Raw genomic sequence first — 20,736 nt, 5'->3', positions numbered from 1 at the left:
GGCGAGAGATCGGGCGACAGTTCGATCCACCCAATCCCCCGCTTTATGTGAACTTGCCGCGCTGCCGGCTCAGTTGAACATCAGGACGCTGCGTGCGACCTCGCCGGCCTTCATCGTACGGAAGGCTTCATTAACGTCTTCGAGCTTCATGCGCTTGCTGATCATATCGTCGAGGTTGAGCCGGCCCTGCAGGTAATAGTCGATGTACCGGGGCATATCGATGCGGAAGCGGTTGCCGCCCATCATGGTGCCCTGAATCTTGCGCTCAGTCAGGAACTTGGAACCGTCCAGTTCGACCTTCTGGCCGAGCGGAATCATGCCGATGATGGTCGCGGTGCCGCCGGGCTTGATGACCTCGAAGCACTGCTCAGCGAGCTTCTTCACGCCGACCGCTTCGAAGGCATAATCAACCCCGGCGCTCGCGGTCAGCGCCGAGATCACATCGATGCCCGCTTCACTATCGCCCGAGGCGAGCTTGCGAATTTCTGCGACCGCGTCGGTGTTGGAGGCATCGACGGTATGGGTGGCGCCGAAGCGGCGCGCCATCGCGAGCTTCGATTCAAACTGATCGACCGCGATAATCATCCGCGCGCCGGCGATGCGCGCGCCTTGAATTGCGGAAAGCCCGACGCCGCCGCAGCCGAACACCGCGACCGTCGTGCCAGGCTCGATCTTCGCAGTGTTGAGCACCGCGCCGACCCCGGTGGTCACTCCGCAGCCGATCAGCGCTGCGCGATCGAGCGAAATCTCGTTGGTGATTTTTACCAGCGCGTTCTCGTGCAGCAGCATCTTTTCGGCATAGGTCGAAAGGTCCGCAAACTGCGCCACCGGCTGGCCGTTTTGCGACAGGCGCGGCTTCTCGCCCTTCTTGCGCTGGGTGGCCTTACGGTTAGAGCAGCGATTCGCGTGACCCGACATGCACTCGTCACAGTAGCCGCAGAAGACCGACGGGCAGGAGATCACGTGATCGCCGGGCTTGAGATAGGTCACCGCCTTGCCGACTTTCTCGACCACGCCGGCCGCCTCGTGACCCAGAATCGCGGGCGCCGGATGCGGATACAGACCCTCGACGAAATGCAGATCGCTGTGGCAGACGCCGCTGGCCGCGGTCTTGACCAGAACCTCGTGGTCTTGCGGTTCGTCGATATCGACTTGCTCGATCGTCAGCGGCTGATTTGGTCCGTGAAAAATGGCGGCTTTCATCTGCATTGCGCTCTCTCCTCGAAATTTTCGATTTGGTTTTTCCCGGGTTGACGCTTCAATCGAACATCAGGACCGTACGCGCGACTTCACCGGCCTTCATCGCACGGAAGGCCTCGTTCACATCCTCGAGCCTGCCGCGGCGGCTGATCATGTCATCCAGGTTCAGGCGTCCCTGTTGGTAGTAATCCAGATACCGCGGCATATCAATCCGAAAGCGGTTCGAGCCCATGTTGGTGCCTTGGAGTTTGCGCTCGGTGAGCAACTTGCCGCCATTGATCGCGATTTTCTGCCCAACCGGGATCATTCCGATGATCGTCGCAGTCCCGCCCGGCTTGATGGCCTCGAAGCACATCTCGGCGAGTAGCTTGAGCCCGACGGCCTCGAAGGCGTAGTCCACGCCATCGTTAGAGGGCGACATCATTCCGCCACCGGTGTCACCCTTGCTCGTGAGAGCCCGGATCGCCTTGACCGGATCGTCCTTGGACGAGTCGACGGTGTGCGTCGCGCCCAGCCGCTGCGCCATCGCGAGCTTGTTGGGGAACTGATCAACCGCGATGATCATCCGGGCGCCGGCGATGCGCGCGCCCTGAATCGCCGCTAGGCCGACGCCGCCGCAGCCGAAGACCGCCACCGTCGAGCCCGGCTCGATTCGGGCGGTGTTCAATACCGCGCCCATCCCGGTGGTCACGCCGCAGCCGACCAGCGCCGCACGATCGAGCGGAATGTCCTTGCCGATCTTCACCAGCGCGTTCTCATGCACGAGCATCTGCTCGGCGTAGGTCGAGAGTTCCGCGAACTGCTTGAGCGGCTTACCCTTTTGCGAGAGCCGCGGCTTCTCATCTTTGCCGCGCCGCGTCGCGAGATGATTCGAGCAGCGGCTCGGATGCCCGGTCATGCAATCCTCGCAATATCCGCAGAAGACCGAGAGACAACCGATTACGTGGTCGCCCGGCTGCAAATAGGTGACGCTGCGGCCAACCTGCTCGACCACTCCCGCGGCTTCATGCCCCAGAATGGCGGGCTGCGGATAGGGGTAGAGCCCTTCGATAAAATGCAGATCGCTATGGCAGACGCCGCTCGCGACAGTGCGCACGAGCACTTCGCGGTCCTGCGGCTGATCGATCTCGACCTCTTCAATCGTCAGGGGTTGTTGCGCGCCATGAAAAACTGCGGCCTTCATCTAATTTCTCCCGGTGTCGGGCGCATTTGCCGATGACGCTCCTAGACCATGGCGAGCGCGTCGCTGTCAAGCAACTGCGGTCGCTGGTACTGGTCCAGTTTGACTTCGATGCGCGCCCTCGATCAGCCCGGAATATTGGCGACGCTGAAGGCCTCTTTGGCGCTGACCTGCACGCGACCGAGGTTGGGCGTCGACGTGGTGAAAGGGTGTCCTTTTGATGATCCGCGTACTTCGTGACTCCTGGCAGCCCACCAGACGGGAGAGCCCGACGATGGTCAGTTCAGTGGATAGTCGCGTTTGCGGCGCTCCAGGAATTCGACGTTACTTTGGAGCAGGCTGCGCGCCCACTTCTTGCGGGGGAAGCCGATAAGTGTCGAATTGAAAATCTTGGTGCGGCCCCCGATCGAGGCGATGCTCTCACCCGCGGTGATGACTGACCGCGTCGCGCTAATGATTTTTGATGATGCCACTGCGGGCCTTCGTTGGGGGGTGTCTGGTTTAACGAGTCAGCGCAGGCTCGTCAGAGCGGATAGCTATAGGCACAGCTCCGCTAGGGTGCGGAGCGCCTCAGGCTGGGACGTGCCTATCAGCATCGTCGTGACCGGCGACGATTTCCAGCGCGTGAGTTGTTCGCGAATATGCTCTTTCGGGCCGACCAACGCAACCGCATCGACCAGTTGGTCGGGCACCGCCGCCTGCGCCTCGTTCTTCTTGCCCGATAGGTAGAGATCCTGGAGCTGCGTCGCGAGGTCTTCGTAGCCGAAGTTGCGGACGTAACTGTTGTAGAAGTTCTTATTACGGGCGCCCATCCCGCCGATGTAAAGCGCTAGGCTCGCCTTGACCGGCTCGCGGCACTTGTCGAGATCGTTGCCCATCACGCAGGTGACATAGGGCGAGAAATCGAAATCTTTCGGATCTCTGCCGCTGCCGGCTTTGGCGAAGCCCGCTTCGAGATGGGGCTTGTAGAGCTGGTCATACCACTCGGGCGCCATCCAGACCGGCAACAGACCGTCGGCGAGCTCGGCCGCCAGCTCGATGCCTTTCGGACTGATCGAGGCGGTATAGATTTTCATGTCGGCGCGCCCGTGCAGGATACTCTTGAGCGGCTTGCCGAGGCCGCTCGCGCCCGGGCCGCGATACGGAATCTGGTATTCCTTGCCGTCGAAGCTCAACGGCTCCTCGCGCTTGAGAATCTTGCGCAGGATCGCGATGTACTCACGATAGCGCTGGAGCGGTTTGCCATAGGGCACCCCGTGCCAGCCTTCGATGACTTGCGGATTCGACGGGCCGAGCCCGATCAGGAAGCGGCCGTTGGTGAGGCCGTCGAGCGTCATCGCAGTCATCGCGGTCATCGCCGGAGTCCGCGCCTGCATCTGCAGGATGCCGGCGCCGAGCTTGATCTTCGAGGTGCGTGCGCCGACGAAGGCGAGAAACGTGATGACGTCGGAGCCCCAGGCCTCGCCGGTCCAGACCGAGTCGTAGCCGAGGCGTTCGGCCTCGAGAATCAGGTCGATCGTCTTGGGCATCTGCGGGCCCGAATAGCCGGAAACCAATCCGAGTCGCATAAAATCTCCCGTGCACCGTGCTGGTCAGCGCAAATCGTCCATTACAGGCTCGGCGTGCATCGAGTGCAGAAAAAGTTTGCACCGAAGCTCGATCAACTTCGCACCGATGCTAGAAGCATTTAGCACTAAAACTGCCGAGCTCAAATGAAACGGCCAATTCCGCGTGGCGCGCCGCTTGCTGTAGGACGGCAGGGAAAGGGCGTTAAAGAATTTTCCCGCCAGGAGAAGGGTCTCGTGAAACCATTCCAACAGATAACACATGGGGATGTCCTGAATGTCGCCGAAATCCAGTTTCACACGAGTTTCGACTACATGTTCCCCTTGTTGGCCGCAAACCCCGAGTGTCTCTTACCCCCGGGCGCGAACACTCAGGGCGCGTTGCTGGCGCTGGGTACGGCAATGGCGACCGATACCATCGCGCTCGGCAACGACTCGACGATTCCTGCGGTCTTTACCTACCTGGGCCAGTTCATTGATCACGACATCACCGCCCAGACCGATCGCGAGATCGGCGTCAGCCGAATCGCCACGCCCGACGGTAACGTCATGGACCTGACGCCTTTGCTCTCCAGCGTGGTGGTCCAACAACTGGTTAACGGACGCCGTCCCCAACTCGACCTCGATCATGTTTACGGTGACGGACCGAAGATTGGAAGCGGAGGGAATCTCGGCACAACCGAAGGCGACATCCTGTTCGATGCGAATCTAAAGTTGAAGACCGTCTCGGTGCCTCCGGGCTTCGATGTGCCCCGCCAGCCCGACGGGACGGCGATCATCGCGGATATGCGCAACAATGAAAATCTCAACATCAGCCAGTTGCACACGGTTTTTCTGCGCTTTCATGACCAGATCGCTGCAGCGCTTCCCGCAGCTCTTTCGGATGACGCCCGCTACATCAAGGCGCGCAAACTGGTCCGCTGGGCCTATCAGTATGTTGTGTTGAATGACTACCTTCCGACCGTCTGCGATCCGGTCGTAGTCGAAGACGTGCTCACTAACGGACTTCGATACTACGCGCCCGATTTCGACGTGATTTTCATGCCGCTTGAGTTCTCGACTGCGGCATTTCGCTTTGGGCACTCAATGATTCGCCCGAAGTACAACCTTAACGCTACGCACACCGGCGCGACCGGGCTAGCCCTTTCCGTCGTCCTGGGCGTAAGCGGCCTGCTCGATCCGGTGACCAAGCGGCTCAAGCCTGAGTACGTGATCGAATGGCACAATTTCGCGTCGATCATGGGTCATCCGGCGCCGCAGATGGCGCGCACGATCGATACGCTGATCTCGATGGACCTTGGCAATCTGCCGTTCAAGCTGCCCGGCGGCACGACGCTTCCGGCGGGACCCTTGTTGCAACAACTGGCGCGGCGCAACCTCATGCGCGGGTTCCTGCTTTCGATTCCCACCGGTCAGGCGGTGGCCAGCGCGATGGACATTAAGCCCTTGCAGCCCGCGGATCTGATAAATGGGGTCTCACCGGACATCAGCGCCGCCATCATCGGGGGCGGTTTCGATACGGCCACGCCGCTCTGGTACTACATTCTGCAGGAGGCGAAGTTCCAGCACGACGGAAATTTTTTGGGTTCGGTCGGCAGCCGTATCGTCGCCGAGACCTTAGCGGGATTGGTTCGGCGCGATCGCGGCAGCTATGCCAATAATCTTCAAGACCCGGCGGTGAAGCCTAACGGTATCGAGGTGGCCCCCGGTCACGTGATCAGCACGCTTAGCGATCTGCTGGTCTTCAGCGGAGTGCCGCTGTAGCGCGAACCTAACGTTCGAGCTGCCCTCGAGGGCGGCCTTATTGACAAAGTCCCGCGGACTCAGGTTCGCGGCACTTTGCTTGCGCTGACGTGCACTAGCGGACGCCGGTGTCGCAGCGGATTTTCGCGTTGGTGATCCAGCGGCCTTCATCGCCGGCGAGGAACGCGACGACTCCTGCGATATCGCGGGGCTGACCAATAACCAACGCCGTGAACTTGAATCGTCGGCAAAATAGAACGGCGAAGAGGCCAACCCGGAAACCGGTACCGGCTCCGCACGGGTTGGCGCGCTGCGTCGCGCCAACCCGTGCTAAGCTGTCCGAGATTCCTTCACTGCGTTCGCGTTGCTCATTAGGTTCAGGGTGACAAAAGCGGCATCTCCAGAAAATTCACAAACTCTTAGGATGACACTAAGTAGCTGAGTGCTACTGAAAGTAGGTGGCTGGCGGAATAGCAACTTGCTCATCAAGATTCGAGCACAGAAGAAGCCGGGCGAATGGATCAGCCGGGCTTCTTTGCGCTCGATTATCTTGTTGGCGGAATTTAGCCGCCGGCGGCGGCTGACGTCTCGGTCGCGGCGAACGGCTCGACGCTGACGCGGCGCTTGTCGCCGCGATAGGCTTCGTATTTGGTCACGCCGTCGATCTTCGCGTAGATCGTGAAATCCCGTCCCATCCCGACGTTGCGCCCCGGATGAATCCGTGTGCCGACCTGACGCACGAGGATGTTGCCGGCTTTGACCGTCTGGCCCGCGTAGATCTTGATCCCGCGGCGTTGACCCGGGCTGTCACGTCCATTGCGGCTGGAACCTTGGCCCTTTTTATGCGCCACGGCTGATCTCCTCGATCCGCAGGACGGTCAATTCCTGGCGATGACCGCGCTTGCGGCGATAGTTCTTGCGCCGCTTCTTCTTGAAGACGATGACCTTGGTGCCGCGCGGCTGCTGAACGATTTTGGCTCGCACCGAGGCGTTGGCCACGGTCGGATTGCCGACGGCGCCGGCATCGGCGTCGCCGATCGCGAGTACTTCGCTCAACGCGATCTCCGCGCCGACCTCCCCGACGATCCGTTCGACCGTGATCTGATCGCCCGCGCCGACGCGATATTGTTTGCCGCCAGTTTTTACGATTGCGAACATTTGCGAATCCGAACCCACTTAGTTAACCGACGGTCGCGGCCAAGTCAACGCAAACGCATCCGAATCGATGTAGACGCGTCGGCAAAGAGTTGGAAAAAGAAGATTTCAGTCGATACCGAGGCGCTCACGGGCACTCGGCACGATCATCTGCGGGTTCCACGGCGGGTCCCAAACCAGATCGACATTGGCTTCGGCGATGCCTGGGATCGTCATAATCTTTTGTTTGGCATCGATCGCGATTGTGGCGCCCATCCCGCATCCCTGCGCGGTCAAGGTCATCTTTACGTCGACTTTGTGGCCGCCTTCGGCGACGGCTGAAAGCTCCATCCCGTAAACCAAGCCCAAATCGACGATATTGACCGGGATTTCCGGGTCGAAGCAGGTCTTGAGCTGCTCCCATACCATCGATTCCAGATCCCCCGCGCTGACCTCCGCAGAGGGTATCGCCTCGACCGCGCGGCCGAGGGCGTCGGCGTCCGCACCCTGGATGCGGAAAAGACCGCCGTGGGCCGGCACCTGTAAGGTATAAGTGCCGCCGAGCGACTGAGTGATGAAAACCTCAACGCCCTTTTCCAGAGTCACGGTGTGGCCGGCTGGAATCTGGACGGCTTGGCAGTCGCGCATCAGTTCAACTCGTTCCATACTTCTAAATCCTCTTATTATCACCGCCCATTTTAGGGCTTTCGAGGCACAGTTGCCAGCGCGCTCTGAGGAAACCTTCCTCACTCGAAGCGGATGTGAGATAAATTTCGAGGCGAACGAATCACGAAGGCGGGGCGGGACGATGGGCGATTCATCGATGAACTTACCGAGCAACTTCTCGTCGCCGCCGCGCGTGACGATCCGGGAGAAGCTGCATCTTTTCTTGCGGGAGCGGCCGGGCGGCGCTGACGGCAACGAGCTGGCGAGGCTGCTATTTCGCGGCGTTGGGCGAGATCCGGAGCTGGGCGCGCGACTGATTCGCGGCGTCCTCGGCGCCGATCCGAAGTTTTATCATGACGAGGCGGCCGGGCTGTGGTCGCTGCGGCAGGCGGCGTCGATGCGAGTTGTGCTCGACGAGGCCCAATTCGTGGTCGTCGATCTTGAGACGACCGGCGGGCGGGTCGCGCCGGGCGCGATAATCGAGATCGGGGCCTATCGGATGCGCGGGCGGCGCATGGTCGAGAGCTTCCAGAGCCTGATCCGGCCTCGCTTCGTCGTTTCGAGCTTCATCACGCGTCTCACGTCGATCACGAATGAGATGCTCGCCCAAGCGCCGCCAGTCGAGGCGGTACTGCCGGAGTTTCGCGCCTTTCTGGGCGACGCGGTGATGGTCGCGCATAATGCGCCGTTCGATCATTCGTTTCTGGACTTTGAATTCCGCCAGCTGTTCGGGATGGGGCTCCTGAATCCGGTTCTGTGTACGGTGCGGATGGCGCGGCGGCTGCTACCGTTGGTCAAGCGGCGGCGGCTGGATCTGCTGGCGGAACATTTTGGACTTTCGACCGCGGGACGCCATCGCGCCCTCGGCGACGCGCGGATGACCGCGGAGCTGTTTTCGATCTTTCTCGAAATCGTCGAGCGGATGGGAATCGATCGGCTCGATCGGCTGATTGACGATCATGGGCGCGGCGCCGCCGGCCGGCGAATCGAACGGCATGTGCCGCCAGAGGTGATTGCCGCGATGCCGCGCGCGCCCGGCGTCTATCTGATGCGCAACGAACGCGGTGAGCTGTTGTATATCGGCAAGGCGCGCCGGCTGCGCGATCGCGTCGCGGCGTATTTCAACGGCGGCGCGAACGCCAAAGCGAAAACGGCCGAGCTAATTAGTCATGTCTGGGCGATCGAAACGCGCGTGATGAGGTCGGCGCTCGAAGCCGGGCTGAGCGAGGCGCGGCTGATTCGCGAGCATAAGCCGCCCTACAACCGGATGCTGAAAGCGGCGGCGCCGGCGCATGTGATCCGGCTCGACCTCAATGATCCATTTCCGCGGCTGCGGATCGCGCAAAAGCTCAGAGCGAAGACGGGTGTGCTGGAGCTGGGACCGTTTATCGGACGGCGTAAGGTCGATCATTCGATCCGCGCGCTCTCGAGAATCCTGGGTATGCGCATATGTTCCGGGCGGCTCGCGCCGGACGAGAATTTCTCACCCTGCATCTATGGTCAGATGGGCCATTGTGCGATGCCCTGCAACAAAACCGTCGGTGAGGACGATTACAACGCGCGGGTGGGGCGAGCAGTCGCTTTTTTGCGCGGACGAGTCGGGCCGCTGCTCGGCGATCTGGTGCGAGCGCGCGATCAGGCAGGCGCGGCGATGCGCTTCGAGGAGGCCCGCCGATGCCATCGCGAGTTGGAGGCGCTGGCGGCGCTGACGGAACGGGCCGGCCGTCTCAGCCGGGTAGTAACGGAGAACAATCTTGTGATCGTCGTGGGTGGCGTGGCGGTGGGGGAGTCGGGCGCACCTTGCGCGCCCGACTCCCCCACCGCATGTGCCTACGTGGTGCTGAGCGGGCGGCTGGCGCTGACGCGCGAGCTGGTCTCGCGCGACGACGCGGCGGCCGTTGCAGCTTTCGTCGCGGAGAACTTCGAGCGCTACCGGATGCGTCCCGTGAGTCGCGACGAACTCGAGCCAATGATGATCGTCGCGCGCTGGCTCAAGGAGCGCGCTCCCGACGACGGACGCCTGATTTATCTTGATGGTCCGGTAATCAACCCGGCGACGATTTTCACTGACCGCGACTGCTCCGCTCAGCTATCCGATGGCGGCAGTCGGGTAGCGACCGCATCGGGCGAGGCCCCAAGGCTCGGGAGGTAAGCGTATGGAACCGTTCTGGCAGAAAGCAATCATCGCGCTGTTCGAAACCTCTTTCGCCCTTGTCATAGCGGGATTTTTCGCGGCGTGGATCACGTCGCGCGCCCAGCGCCATCGCGACGCCAGCGAACGGCGCGAACAGCTCGGCCTCCAAATGGTGGAGGTCGCCAATGCGCTGTATCTGCAAACGCAACGCCACTGGAGAAACCGAGGCCCGCAGTGGGACCCGGCCCCGAATCAAGCCACTGCTGCTTCGCGAATCGCCCTCGAGGAGCAGTATTTGAAGACGCGTGTGGCGGGCGAAGTCACCGAAGATCGCCTGCGCACACTGTTTCGCTCTGATACGGTCTGGCGGCACTGGCACGCGGTTACGGACCTGCTGACCGTTCGTTATTTCCAGGTTATTGGAGACAACGGGAAGGCCTCCAACGGACTGCTCGTACAAAACGCCGGCCCGGATCATAGCGGACTAACGGTAGAGGAGCTGGCCAATCCACGAGCCTTGCTCACCGCCTACCGTAAACGTCTGCGGGCAGCCTCACGGGCAGTGTTCGAGGAGCCGATTGAAACGCGCGCCCTGAACCCTGGAGTCCACGGGCGCGCGCATGTCGAGCACGAACCGTTGCTTGGGCCCGAGTAAGTCAGGGCCTGATGCGAGTGACCGAGTGCGGCTACGTTGATCGCCTGTCTTGAGGCCACGACGAGGCCTTGATCCTTATGATATTGTCAGCGGCAGATTCAGTCGTTCTCCGTTTAGCGTTAGGTAGGTGTCTTCCGGGTTGATGCTCGGAGTTGTCTTTCCCGATCCCCTGATATTGATCGTTATGGTGCTGCCCGGCGGTATGTTGATTTTTGCTATACCGATCTCCGCAGACCCGTCGCCGTCAAGCTTATGCTTGAACTTCGGATCGGACGGTGCAACACCGTTTACACCCGTGACATCGACTTGGGCCTCGAACGAAAGGTGAATATCGTTCGCTCGTTTCTTTGACCTGTTTTTGACCGTGATGAAATCAAAACTTGGCATGGCGCTTCCTCCTCTCAGCCAGATTTCAAAGTGGGAATTCCGGACTGACTGTGCGGCAAGAGGCAGACCACTACAACCAATAAAGCAGCAAATAGCGCACTTTCCTCGGATGACAGATATTCTTAGCGGCACGGCATAAATCTTAGCGGCACAGTGCAAAATGGTTGGTGATACTCGAAATCGCGCGGGTGCTTCTCCCGTAGAAGCACCCCGACATGAAGACTCGTATTGCGAATTTCCGGAGTGAGCGGGCTTACGGACGGATGCGGGTGACCGGGCGATCCGCGAGTTCCGAGGGCGTGGTGCCGACGGCTTCGCGGATCTCGTGATCGTTGTCGGCTGGGTGGCAGCGGCGATTAGTTCGCGTTCAGCCAAGGGATGGAAGGCAAGTGTCACCGAAGCGCTTCGCGCGCTTTCTTGAACACCTTCCCCGCTGGAACGCCCTTGACTTTGCCGCTCTTCAGCTCGACTGAGCGGCGCTCTATTTCAACGAGCCATTCGCGTTCGGCTTCCAGCTCTCTGGTCTCTTCCAGGCTCCGAATCAACCGTTGAGCAAGGCGCGCTCGAGCGCGCGTCGAAAGCTTCAACGCGTCGTCCGCGATCTTTTTGAGCTCAATGCTCATCGCCTAATTTCCCGATGGCAACGCAAATTTGGCCGTCGCGTCAGGGGCGGATGCGAGTGACCGGGCGGTCTGCGAGTTCGGAGGGCGTGGCGCCGACTGCCTCGCGACGCTCCTTGTAGTCCTGAATCGATTTCATGACACCCGCCATCGAATTACCCATCAGCATGTGGCGCTTTTCGCTGACCCACTGCTGGGAGTAAACGATCGGGTCGGCGATGCCCTGGAAGTGCGGCGCGACATAGCGCGACCATAATTCATAGGAGCGCAGCGTCTGCTCGCGCGAGGCCCATTCGTGCGCGAGAATCAGCAGTCCGCCGAAGCCGCCGCCCGAGGCCTCGATCGCTTCGTTGATGCGTTGGATGGCGTCGTCAGGGGTGCCGACGATGATGCCGCCGCGTTCGACCATCCGATCAACGGTGAATTCGCTTGCGGGCTGGCCCGGGTATTCCTCGAACTGGATATTGGCCGCCAGGGTCCCGACAAAGTACTCCTGAATCCAGTTGTTGCCGCCCGCGCGAATCTCATCGACCGCCTGTTTTTTCGACTCGGCAAGATGCACCGGAAAGACCAACCGCCAGTCCTTGCGATCCATGGTATTGCCATTTTCCGCCGCGATCTCCTCGGCCATCGCCCAGCGCCGCGGTAGGTCTTTGAGACCACCCGGAGTAAAGGTCGCGATTGACAGCACACCGCATCCGAGCTGGCCCGCCGCGACCATCCCGGAGGGCGAGAAGGTATTGGCGACGAAGACCGGCATGTACGGCTTCTGGAACGGCTTCACCTGCAGATGGGCGTCGCGCATCTTGAAGTAGGAGCCGTCGATCGTGATGCCGCCCTCTTCCTTGAAGAGCCGCAGGATCGCCTTGACGCCCTCGACCATGCGGTCGCGCTGAGTGGTCGTCTCGATTCCGAGCATGTAGGCGTCGGAGGAGAGCGCGCCGGGGCCGCATCCGAGCATCACGCGCCCGTGCGTGAGTTGATCGAGCAGCGCGAAGCGATTCGCGATATTGAAGGGATGATGATACGGCACGCTGACCACGCCGGAGCCGAGCATAATCCGCTTGGTACGCGCGGCCGCGGTCGCCATGAAAATCTCCGGCGACGAGATGATCTCCCAACCGGCGGAATGATGCTCGCCGATGAAGGCCTCGTCGAAACCCAGTTCGTCGAGCCACTCGATCAGTTGGAGATCGCGCTCAAAAGCGAGCGTCGGATTTTCGCCGACCCGATGGAACGGGGCCATGAAGATGCCGAATTTCATATAGCGTCCTTTGGGCGCGCCAGTGGGCCACGCCTCAGTGGAACTTACGCCAATCTGCCGTGAACGGGCAAGGGACTAGCGGGACATGACGTCGCGGTAGTGGCGCCAGATGCCGCGCTGCGTGGTTTCGTCGGTTTCGTGGCCGGCAGTGCCACCGTTTTCGCGGACCTCGCGATGGAGTCCGCGGCGCAGCACCAGCCATTCGTTGACGCGCGCGGCGAAGCCCGCCTGATTGCGCTCGTAGGCCTCGAAGTCGTCGGGCGCGACCCGCCCGGCGGGTCCATGGATGAGATAGGTCTCGGCGAGGCGGCGCTGATTGATCTCGTCCGGCGCGTCCTTAAGCAGAGTCGGATAGTAGTACACGACGGTTTCGTCAACGCTGACCGGTTGAATTACGCGGAATTGATTCAGGATGAAAATCAGATTCGGAAAGATACAGAAATGCGGCGGTCCTTCGGCGATGATTTGATCGGCGCGGGCCTCGCCATGGCGCGCGACCATCGCGGCGCGATAATCGCTGAAAGCCTGCGGACTCCATCCGGGGGGCACGACGCGTCCGCCGTTGCGGGTTTGCACCGGATTGAGATCGAGCTGCTCAACGCCGTGGCCGTGGTCGCGGGCGAGCGCCTCACTGCGCTCGCCAAAGACCGCCTCCATGTCGTTCTTACCCTTCATCATCATGACCATCGCGGCGTGATGGAGGATGTTGGGGTGATAGCCATCGACGGAGTTCTCGAGGGCCATCTTCCAGTTGCCCTTGTACGAATGCTTGAGGACGCCGGAGCGCAAAATGATCTCGCCGGCGGGTGAGAGGTTGACGAACTGATCGATGAGGCGGCGCGCGGCGCCGAGATGATCCTCGAGCGAAGGGCCGGTCGCCGCCAGGCTCGCGAAGATGAGACCGCGATACTGATCGACACGTGGAACCGTCGCGAGCCGGTAGTCCTCCTTGCGAAACGAGACGTCGTAACCACCGGCGTAGGGCACGCCGACCAGCTCGCCGCGATTGTTGTAGGTCCAGCCGTGATAGGCGCAGCGGAAGGCGTGGGCGTTGCCGCGCTCGCTCTGACAGACGGTGTTGCCGCGATGCATGCAGCGGTTGAGCATCAGATGAATCGCGCCGTCCTCGTCGCGCGAGACGATTACGGGCTGCGTACCGATAGCGCGCACGACGTAGTCGCCAGGCTCGGGAATTTCGCTCGCATGAGCGACGTAAACCCACTCGCGATGCCAGATTTTGTCGAGCTCGTCGTGGAAGATCGCACGGTCGTAATAGACGCGTCCGTTGATGCGATCGTTGCGGATCAGATCATCGTAAGCGATTTGGTATTGGCTTTGCGGATCGATTCGCGTATCAGGCATCGTCGCCATGGGCGTCACCTCGCGGGGTTTCAGCCCGATCCTACCGTTGTAACCCGTCAATTCTCAATCGTTATTGTTCATCGAGGCGGCCGGGGTCGAGCAGCGGGAGGAGTTCTGCGTGACGCGCGCCGGCGAGCGAGGCGAGTTCGAGCGGGTCGAGGAAGACGCATTGGCCGCTGCGCAGATCGCGGATCATCAGGCGGGGGCCGTTGCCGCGGTCGTCGCGCTCGATTTCAACTGCAGCGAACTCACTGTTTAATTGTATGGGCATCTTAGGGCCTTCAGGCGAAATGCCGTTTGTCGGCGACCAAGCTGGACTGTTCACGGACGAAAATGAGGTCGATTTGATTGAGCGCCTGGTCGAGCGGGCGGCGGTGAATCTCGAGAATATCATAGGCGATAAAGCCGAGGCTTTTCATGAATGCAACTACGTCGTGCAGCAGCGGGGCGCCGACATTGATTTCGATGATTGCGATCTCGACCAGTATGGCCTCGAAAGCCGGCAGAATCGCCCCTGCGCCCTTCAGGATCTCGAGCTCATAGCCTTGCGCGTCGATCTTGAGCAGCCCCGGCCGCGCCAGCTCCGGGAACAACGAGTCGAGCCTGCGCAATTCCCGCTGCTCAACGGTTCGCGGCAACGGACTGCGTTCGCTCATGATCGATGAACCGGATTCCATCAGATGGAATTGAACCTGTTGGCCGTCGTCAGCGCCCAGGAGTTCGCATAGCAAGGCTGCGTCGAGGTCTTTGGCGACGGCGCCGAGCCGTGCTTGCTTCTCCAGGTTGGGTTCGACCATCCGCAAGCTGGCAGCTGGCCAAACGCGCTTGGCCAGCCTGCTCCAATCGCCTTCAAAAGCGCCGACGTCGACGATGGTCTGTGGCGCAAAACCCCGCGCCGCCATCGCGCGGAGGCCTAGTTCCATGCTGGGAGCAAAGGCGAAGTCATGGGCAAATTTCTCGAATTCCGCGTTGGCCAGATGAAACGACAGGTGAAAGAGGGACCTTTTGACGCGATCGGGTAAAAGCCCGCTCAGTATGGTGATAGTTCCAGTCTTGAATCGATTCATTGATGCCGCGAGCGGCGTGGCGCGATCATCTGGTCATGGCACGGACTAAAATAAAAAGAGCATGTTTGGGAGCGGCTCGTTGTTGTTGAGCAGGATAACTTTCTTCGACTTGATGCGGAAGCCGTCAGCGGAGGCGGTCAGAAGATGAAGCGTGCTGCCCGCCCAGAGGATCTGTGCGCCGCGATGCAGCTCGGTGAGGATGAAGTTTGAGCTCACAGAGACCTCGCCGCCATTCTCACGATCGATCAGAATGTTGCCGACGATGCGTTTGAGGCGCGGGGCGCGCTCCTTGAGCCAGAGGGTCTCGTTGAAACGCCGGACGCGGTTGCGGAGTTGGCCGCCGCGGTCGTAAACGATCGAGACGTTGCGCGCCGGATCGATGTCGTCGGCGTTGGCGGGAATCCAATAGGTGGCGTCTTCGAGCGACCACAGCGCGAGCCAGTCGTCGTAACGATGCTCGTCCATCAGGCGCGCCTCGCGAAACAGGAAGCTCTCGATTTGGTCGTGAAGATCGCTCATGCCATCGAAGCCTCAGGCTCCGCATAGCAGAACGCCGGGCGAGGGCCAAGGCGCGGAGCGCCGTTGGCAAGCCTGGCTTGAGGTGCAATAAGGATCGGCAGAATCGCGACAAATCAGCGGGAGGATTTCACCATGCCGACGAATGGGCCGAAGCACGTGCTCGACGGCTACAAGGCGCTGGACTTTACCCAGTTTGTGGCCGGCCCGACGGTCACCAAGCTGATGACCGAGATGGGCGCCGAGGTAATCAAGGTCGAGCTGGCGCCCGACGGCGATCGCTCGCGCGGGATGCCCTTTGTGAAAGATCAACGCAGCGGCTACTTCGTGCAACAGAATCGCGGCAAGCAGAGCCTCTGTCTCGATGCCCGTAACGAGGAAGGGAAGAAGATCATTCGCGACCTGATTCCCAAGATGGATGTGCTGGTCGAGAACTTCGCGCCGGGCGTGATCGCGCGGATGGGCTTCGGCTACGAAACCGTGCGCCAACTGAATCCGAAAATCATCATGTGCTCAGTCTCGACCTTCGGGCAGCAGGGGCCGTTGTCCCAGGACACCGGCTACGATTTCATGGGGCAGGCGTATGCGGGCGTGACGTCGCTCAGCGGGGAGGAGGGCGGAGCGCACTTTCCGCCGATGCTCGCGATCGGCGACGTCTCGACGGGAGTGCATGGGCTGGCGGCGATCGCGTGCGCGTTGTTGCATCGCGAGCGCACCGGCGAGGGGCAGCATCTGGATATTTCGCTGGTGGATGCTTATTTTCACTTTCATGACATCTGGGTGCAGTCGATTAGCGCGAGCGGCGGCGCGGCCAAGCCGGTCCGCACGGGGCTGCATTATTCGATTCTGGCGCCGGCCGGGATGTTCAAGGCGCGCGAGGGCTATATTTTTGTCTTTGCCTGGCTGGACCATCATTGGGCCAAGCTGTGCGAGCTGATGGGCTGTCCGGAGCTGGCGCGCGACCCGCGCTTTGTCGACGTCGCGAATCGAGTAAAGAATCGCAGCGAAATCATCGTGGTGATAGAGAAATGGCTGCAGTCCTTCCCTAATGATCAGGCGGCGGTCGAGGTGTTGCGTGCGGCGCGGCTGCCGTCGGCGCCGGTGCTGAGCGTCGAGCAGGCGATGCGTCATCCCCATCTGGTCGAGCGGCAAACCGTGCAGACGGTGCACGATCGGGTGCTTGGCGAGTTTCAGATTCCCGGTTTTCCGCTGCGGTTTTCCGCTTTTCCACAGCGGCTCGAACTGGAAGCGCCCTTTCTGGGCGAGCATAACGGCACGATTCTGACGTCGTACCTCGACTACTCTCCCGAAGAGGTGAACCGGCTCGAACGCGAGGGCGTGTTGCGCCACCTGCCGCGCTAGCTGCGGATAACAGACGGTGGTTTCGGTGTGGACTACAAGTTGCGACCGGGTGATGATCGGTTCGGCGGATGCGCGTCTGAATCATCGTCGGCGAGCAGGTCAGATTAGGGAGCGAGTGATGGATGCGTTAGAAACGCTGCGCGAGCAGAATTTGCCGTTTGCGAAGCTGCTCGGGATTGAGCTGACCTTCGCGAGTCCTGAGCGCGTTGCTGCGCAGATGCGCGTGCGGGAAGACCTCTGCACGATTCCGGCAGTGCTGCATGGTGGCGCACTGATGGCGCTGGCGGATATGCTGGGCGCCTGCGCGACCGTGCTGAATTTGACCGGTGGCGCAGGAACGACGACGATCGAATCGAAGACCAATTTTCTGGCGCCGGCGCCGGTCGGAACGACGGTTACTGCGGAATGCGTCGCGATCCATCGTGGCAAGCGCACGATGGTCTGGCAGACGCGGATTAGCGGTCAGAACGGCCGGCTGCTCGGGATCGTGACCCAAACTCAGATGGTGCTGGAACCGCAGCCAGCTTAAGGGCGGCCGGCTTAAAAGCAGTCGAGGTAAAGGCAGCGGGGGGGTGCGCAAGCCTTCGCGGGATTGTTCGTATAGATGAGAAATCGTGGACGGCGGCGCTTCAATTCGACCCAGGATTCGACTGTGCCGCGACCGCATAACGGACCGCGGCCGGTGCGCGGCGGTCCCGAGCGCAGAGCGCCGCAGCCGCCCCGCGCGGCGCAGGGTGAGATTATCTTTGGCGTCGAGCCGGTGCGCGAGCTGATCGCCGCGTCGCCGGCGGCGATCCAGGCGTTGTTCGTGAAGAGCGGCGCCTACGAGCGCTTCGGTGGCGAGATCGAAGCCGTACGGGAAGCCGGTGGCCGCGTGGTCAAGGCGGAAGATGCCGATCTCGCGCGGATGGCCGGGTCCGAGGGGCGTCATCAGGGAATTATCGCGACGGTGCGGGAGTACAGTTATGCACCGCTGGAGCAATTGCTCGAGCAAAAGCCCGATCCGCTGCTCATTGTCGATGGCGTGACGGATCCGCGCAACCTGGGCGCGATCATGCGCTCGGCGGAGTGCGCCGGAGTGCGCGGAATCGTCCTGGCTCGCGATCGCACCAGCGGCGTGACCCCAGCCGCGGTCAAGGCCTCGGCGGGTGCCTGGATTCATCTGCAGATCGCGCGCTGCGGTAATGTCGCGCAGACGCTCGAAGCGCTCAAGGCGCAGGGTTACTGGGTGGTGGCGCTGGCGCCCCACGGCGATACGCCGCTGTACGAAGTGGACGTCACGCGGCGGCTCGCGATCGTGCTGGGTTCGGAGGATCGCGGGGTGCGCGAAATCGTCAAGAGCAACGCCGATTTCGTCGTCAGTATCCCGATGCGGGGCCGGGTCGGCTCGCTCAACGTCTCGGTCGCGGCGGCGGTGACCCTGTTCGAGATCGGACGGCGGCGGGATCGCGGTGACGCAGGTGGGGGCGATGCAAGCGCCTCAGACGCCGCATCCGGCATATAATCGCAAGGGCAACGTCGGTTGACAGGCGCCGACCGGCTGAATAAAAAGGTGGGTTTCGGGGTCGGTTTCGTTATCGGGGCCGATGTAGCTCAGTTGGTAGAGCAACTGACTTGTAATCAGTAGGTCGCGAGTTCGACTCTCGCCATCGGCTGCGCGTTGCAGACCCGAGGCGGAGGCATGTCCGGAGAGGTTCCAGAGTGGCCAAATGGAGCAGACTGTAAATCTGCCGGCTAATGCCTTCGGAGGTTCGAATCCTCCCCTCTCCACCAAATTTACGGCGCGTGAGATCAGGGCGGCCGGGAGAGCGGGAATAGCTCAGTTGGTAGAGCGCGAGCCTTCCAAGCTCGGGGTCGCGGGTTCGAATCCCGTTTCCCGCTCCAATTTCCGGCGGATGGTTACGCGCCGATCGCGATGAACTGGTAGGGATAGGCGGAAAAAGGACTTGCCCACGTAGCTCAGCCGGTAGAGCACTTCCTTGGTAAGGAAGAGGTCATGGGTTCGATTCCCGTCGTGGGCTTGCGCAAATAAAAATCGGCCGTCAACTTTGGCGGCGAGGCAGGTTGAGCATGAGAGACTTGATCGGACTGCAATGCGACGGCTGTAAACGGCGCAACTACACGACCAGCCGGAACAAGAAGCGGCAGACGGAAAAATTGGAGATTAAGAAATTCTGCCCCAGTTGCCGGAGTCATACCGCGCATAAAGAGGTCAAAGTATAGTTGGCCCGGCAGAAGGCAGAATTGCAAACCGAGTCGGGCAGAGGTTGATCGAGCGAAGTTGATCGAACGGGAGCGCACGGATAGAAACAGCGTCCGATGAGCATCGGGAGGGTCAGTAGCTCTAATTGGCAGAGCATCGGACTCCAAATCCGGGGGTTGCAGGTTCGAATCCTGCCTGGCCCGCCAGACTTAGCAGCCTCCCTTGAATGCGTGATTGAAAATGGCTAATCTTAAAAGTTACCTCGAACAGGGCACGACGTTTGTCCAGGAATCCTGGACAGAGCTATCCAAGGTCCACTTTCCGTCGCCGCGCGAAACTATGCAGGCGACGCTGGTGGTGGTGGGGCTGACGCTGGTGATTGCGCTGTGGCTCGGAATGGCCGACATGGTGGCAACCCACGCGGTCCGCTGGATGCTGGGTTGAGGTAAAGGTCGGGCCGACGGAAAAGTTAGGCTGACGCGCGGCGTGTCAGTGCGGGGCGGAAGTCATCAAGAGTTTGCTTAGAGGCTGCGCAAAAATTGGCTGATCATATGGCGGACGCAGCGAGTATCGAGCCCACGCCGGCCGCGGGCAAGAAATGGTACATCGTGCACACCTACTCAGGCTTCGAGCAGAAGGCCAAGGCGGCGCTCGAAGAGCGGGTACGCTCGCTTAAGGTCGAGGACAAATTCGGCGACGTGGTGGTGCCGGTCGAGCGGGTGCAGGAGCTGGGCAAGGGGGGCGAGCGCAAGGTCTCGAGCCGCAAGTTTTTTCCGGGCTACATGTTCGTCAACATGCAGCTCGACGAAGAGACCTGGCACGTGGTCAAGAATACGCCGAAGGTGACCGGCTTCGTCGGTCATGCGACGACGCCGCCGGAAGTTCCCGAGTCCGAAGTCATGGCGATCCGCCAGCAGATGGAGGAAGGGGCGCTGCGGCCGAAGCCCAAGGTGCTGTTCGAGGTCGGCGAGGCGGTCAAGGTGATCAACGGCCCCTTTCAGGATTTCAACGGCACGGTCGAGGAAGTCCGGCCGGAGAAGGGCAAGGTCCGCGTGCTGATTTCGATTTTTGGCCGGGCCACCCCGGTCGAGCTGGAGTTCGTGCAGGTAGAGAAGTCGTAAGGGACCGTGCAGTTGCTCTCGGGGGAGTGCGAACGGCGGCCAATGGCGCCGCTAAGACGTCGGCAGCGCGAATAAGAGAATGTCAAAAAAGATAACCGGGCAGATTAAACTGCAAATCCCGGCTGGGGCGGCGAATCCGTCGCCGCCGGTGGGCCCTGCGCTGGGTCAGCGCGGGGTGAATATCATGGAGTTCTGCAAGTCCTTCAACGCCCAGACCCAGGCGATGCAGGGGCTGGTGATTCCGGTGATCGTGACGGTTTACGCCGATCGCTCCTTCACCTTTGTCACCAAGAGTCCGCCAGCGTCGATATTGTTGCTGAAGGCGGCGGGACTCGAAAAGGGTTCGCCGACACCGAACAAGAACAAGGTCGGCAAGGTCTCGCGCAAACAGGTCGAGGAGATCGCCAAGACCAAGTCGAAGGATTTGTCGGCGCGCGACGTCGCCGCAGCGATGAAGACGGTTGAGGGTACGGCGCGCTCGATGGGGATCGAAATAGCGGAGTGAGGGGGGCCGAGGCTCGGAAACGGGATCGTCGAGACTGGGCGCATCGAGATAA

Annotated in this window: 24 protein-coding genes and 5 tRNA genes; 15 read left to right on the top strand and 14 right to left on the bottom strand. The window is 61.1% G+C overall.

The features are described from left to right. Positions 1-69: 69 nt before the first annotated feature. From VKS22_08925 to VKS22_08910, 4 genes are all read right to left on the bottom strand, one after another. Positions 70-1,203: a Zn-dependent alcohol dehydrogenase gene (locus tag VKS22_08925; GenBank protein HLW70729.1), complete on the bottom strand. Its 1,134-nt coding sequence runs from the start codon at positions 1,201-1,203 to the stop codon at positions 70-72. Positions 1,204-1,258: 55 nt separating this feature from the next. Next, positions 1,259-2,383: a Zn-dependent alcohol dehydrogenase gene (locus tag VKS22_08920; GenBank protein HLW70728.1), complete on the bottom strand. Its 1,125-nt coding sequence runs from the start codon at positions 2,381-2,383 to the stop codon at positions 1,259-1,261. Between the two features lie 275 nt (positions 2,384-2,658). Beyond that, positions 2,659-2,853, bottom strand: coding sequence for a hypothetical protein (locus VKS22_08915; GenBank protein ID HLW70727.1), 195 nt, complete (start codon positions 2,851-2,853; stop codon positions 2,659-2,661). Between the two features lie 63 nt (positions 2,854-2,916). Beyond that, positions 2,917-3,948 (bottom strand): LLM class F420-dependent oxidoreductase, encoded by a 1,032-nt coding sequence (locus VKS22_08910; protein ID HLW70726.1) that lies wholly within the window; start codon positions 3,946-3,948, stop codon positions 2,917-2,919. 234 nt (positions 3,949-4,182) lie between these two features. On the opposite strand from VKS22_08910, the gene VKS22_08905 reads away from it, so the two are divergent. Further along, on the top strand, positions 4,183-5,709 hold the full coding sequence (locus VKS22_08905; GenBank protein HLW70725.1) for a heme peroxidase family protein: 1,527 nt from the start codon (positions 4,183-4,185) through the stop codon (positions 5,707-5,709). Between the two features lie 542 nt (positions 5,710-6,251). Here the strand turns inward: VKS22_08905 and rpmA are convergent. The 3 genes from rpmA to sufT all read right to left on the bottom strand — a co-directional run bounded on the left by rpmA (position 6,252) and on the right by sufT (position 7,488). Further along, the gene (gene rpmA / locus VKS22_08900) at positions 6,252-6,539 is read right to left on the bottom strand and encodes a 50S ribosomal protein L27 (GenBank protein HLW70724.1); all 288 of its coding nucleotides are present in this window, start codon (positions 6,537-6,539) and stop codon (positions 6,252-6,254) included. Further along, entirely contained in the window at positions 6,529-6,846 is a 318-nt protein-coding gene (gene rplU / locus VKS22_08895) for a 50S ribosomal protein L21 (GenBank protein ID HLW70723.1), read from the bottom strand. The genes rpmA and rplU overlap by 11 nt, the downstream gene beginning before the upstream one ends. Before the next feature lie 105 nt (positions 6,847-6,951). Beyond that, entirely contained in the window at positions 6,952-7,488 is a 537-nt protein-coding gene (gene sufT / locus VKS22_08890; GenBank protein ID HLW70722.1) for a putative Fe-S cluster assembly protein SufT, read from the bottom strand. Between the two features lie 142 nt (positions 7,489-7,630). On the opposite strand from sufT, the gene VKS22_08885 reads away from it, so the two are divergent. Beyond that, entirely contained in the window at positions 7,631-9,640 is a 2,010-nt protein-coding gene (locus VKS22_08885) for an exonuclease domain-containing protein (GenBank protein HLW70721.1), read from the top strand. A 4-nt stretch (positions 9,641-9,644) separates the two neighbouring features. Continuing rightward, positions 9,645-10,277, top strand: coding sequence for a hypothetical protein (locus VKS22_08880; protein ID HLW70720.1), 633 nt, complete (start codon positions 9,645-9,647; stop codon positions 10,275-10,277). A 75-nt stretch (positions 10,278-10,352) separates the two neighbouring features. Here the strand turns inward: VKS22_08880 and VKS22_08875 are convergent, their stop codons facing one another. From VKS22_08875 to VKS22_08845, 7 genes are all read right to left on the bottom strand, one after another. Beyond that, complete coding sequence (locus VKS22_08875; protein HLW70719.1) at positions 10,353-10,664, bottom strand: hypothetical protein; 312 nt, start codon at positions 10,662-10,664, stop codon at positions 10,353-10,355. Positions 10,665-11,056: 392 nt separating this feature from the next. Beyond that, entirely contained in the window at positions 11,057-11,251 is a 195-nt protein-coding gene (locus VKS22_08870; protein HLW70718.1) for an addiction module protein, read from the bottom strand. Positions 11,252-11,327: 76 nt separating this feature from the next. After that, positions 11,328-12,548, bottom strand: a complete 1,221-nt coding sequence (locus tag VKS22_08865; GenBank protein HLW70717.1) for an LLM class flavin-dependent oxidoreductase — start codon at positions 12,546-12,548, stop codon at positions 11,328-11,330. 75 nt (positions 12,549-12,623) lie between these two features. Beyond that, positions 12,624-13,919 (bottom strand): aromatic ring-hydroxylating dioxygenase subunit alpha, encoded by a 1,296-nt coding sequence (locus tag VKS22_08860; GenBank protein ID HLW70716.1) that lies wholly within the window; start codon positions 13,917-13,919, stop codon positions 12,624-12,626. Between the two features lie 61 nt (positions 13,920-13,980). After that, positions 13,981-14,181 carry a hypothetical protein gene (locus tag VKS22_08855; GenBank protein HLW70715.1) on the bottom strand — a complete coding sequence of 67 codons (201 nt, stop codon included), beginning with the start codon at positions 14,179-14,181 and terminating at the stop codon, positions 13,981-13,983. A gap of 10 nt (positions 14,182-14,191) precedes the next feature. Beyond that, positions 14,192-14,977, bottom strand: a complete 786-nt coding sequence (locus VKS22_08850) for an FkbM family methyltransferase (GenBank protein ID HLW70714.1) — start codon at positions 14,975-14,977, stop codon at positions 14,192-14,194. 45 nt (positions 14,978-15,022) lie between these two features. After that, positions 15,023-15,496 carry an aromatic-ring-hydroxylating dioxygenase subunit beta gene (locus tag VKS22_08845; GenBank protein ID HLW70713.1) on the bottom strand — a complete coding sequence of 158 codons (474 nt, stop codon included), beginning with the start codon at positions 15,494-15,496 and terminating at the stop codon, positions 15,023-15,025. Between the two features lie 132 nt (positions 15,497-15,628). On the opposite strand from VKS22_08845, the gene VKS22_08840 reads away from it, so the two are divergent. From VKS22_08840 to rplK, 12 genes are all read left to right on the top strand, one after another. After that, entirely contained in the window at positions 15,629-16,855 is a 1,227-nt protein-coding gene (locus VKS22_08840) for a CoA transferase (protein ID HLW70712.1), read from the top strand. A 118-nt stretch (positions 16,856-16,973) separates the two neighbouring features. After that, a complete protein-coding gene (locus VKS22_08835; GenBank protein HLW70711.1) occupies positions 16,974-17,384 on the top strand; it encodes a PaaI family thioesterase in 411 nt (136 codons plus the stop codon). Positions 17,385-17,459: 75 nt separating this feature from the next. Beyond that, positions 17,460-18,359: a 23S rRNA (guanosine(2251)-2'-O)-methyltransferase RlmB gene (gene rlmB, locus VKS22_08830; GenBank protein HLW70710.1), complete on the top strand. Its 900-nt coding sequence runs from the start codon at positions 17,460-17,462 to the stop codon at positions 18,357-18,359. A 78-nt stretch (positions 18,360-18,437) separates the two neighbouring features. Continuing rightward, positions 18,438-18,510, top strand: a tRNA-Thr gene (locus VKS22_08825). 32 nt (positions 18,511-18,542) lie between these two features. Further along, a tRNA-Tyr gene (locus VKS22_08820) sits at positions 18,543-18,628 on the top strand. A gap of 35 nt (positions 18,629-18,663) precedes the next feature. Further along, positions 18,664-18,739: transfer RNA gene (locus VKS22_08815), tRNA-Gly, on the top strand. Between the two features lie 64 nt (positions 18,740-18,803). After that, a tRNA-Thr gene (locus VKS22_08810) sits at positions 18,804-18,876 on the top strand. 49 nt (positions 18,877-18,925) lie between these two features. Continuing rightward, positions 18,926-19,078, top strand: coding sequence for a 50S ribosomal protein L33 (gene rpmG / locus VKS22_08805; protein HLW70709.1), 153 nt, complete (start codon positions 18,926-18,928; stop codon positions 19,076-19,078). Between the two features lie 109 nt (positions 19,079-19,187). Further along, a tRNA-Trp gene (locus VKS22_08800) sits at positions 19,188-19,264 on the top strand. A gap of 34 nt (positions 19,265-19,298) precedes the next feature. After that, positions 19,299-19,502, top strand: a complete 204-nt coding sequence (gene secE, locus VKS22_08795) for a preprotein translocase subunit SecE (GenBank protein ID HLW70708.1) — start codon at positions 19,299-19,301, stop codon at positions 19,500-19,502. 107 nt (positions 19,503-19,609) lie between these two features. Further along, positions 19,610-20,179, top strand: a complete 570-nt coding sequence (gene nusG / locus VKS22_08790) for a transcription termination/antitermination protein NusG (protein HLW70707.1) — start codon at positions 19,610-19,612, stop codon at positions 20,177-20,179. A 79-nt stretch (positions 20,180-20,258) separates the two neighbouring features. Continuing rightward, a complete protein-coding gene (gene rplK / locus VKS22_08785) occupies positions 20,259-20,684 on the top strand; it encodes a 50S ribosomal protein L11 (protein ID HLW70706.1) in 426 nt (141 codons plus the stop codon). Positions 20,685-20,736 lie beyond the last annotated feature (52 nt).

This window comes from Candidatus Binataceae bacterium (assembly GCA_035308025.1).
Taxonomy (GTDB): domain Bacteria; phylum Desulfobacterota; class Binatia; order Binatales; family Binataceae; genus JAJPHI01.
This window is presented reverse-complemented; position numbering and strand designations above follow the sequence as displayed.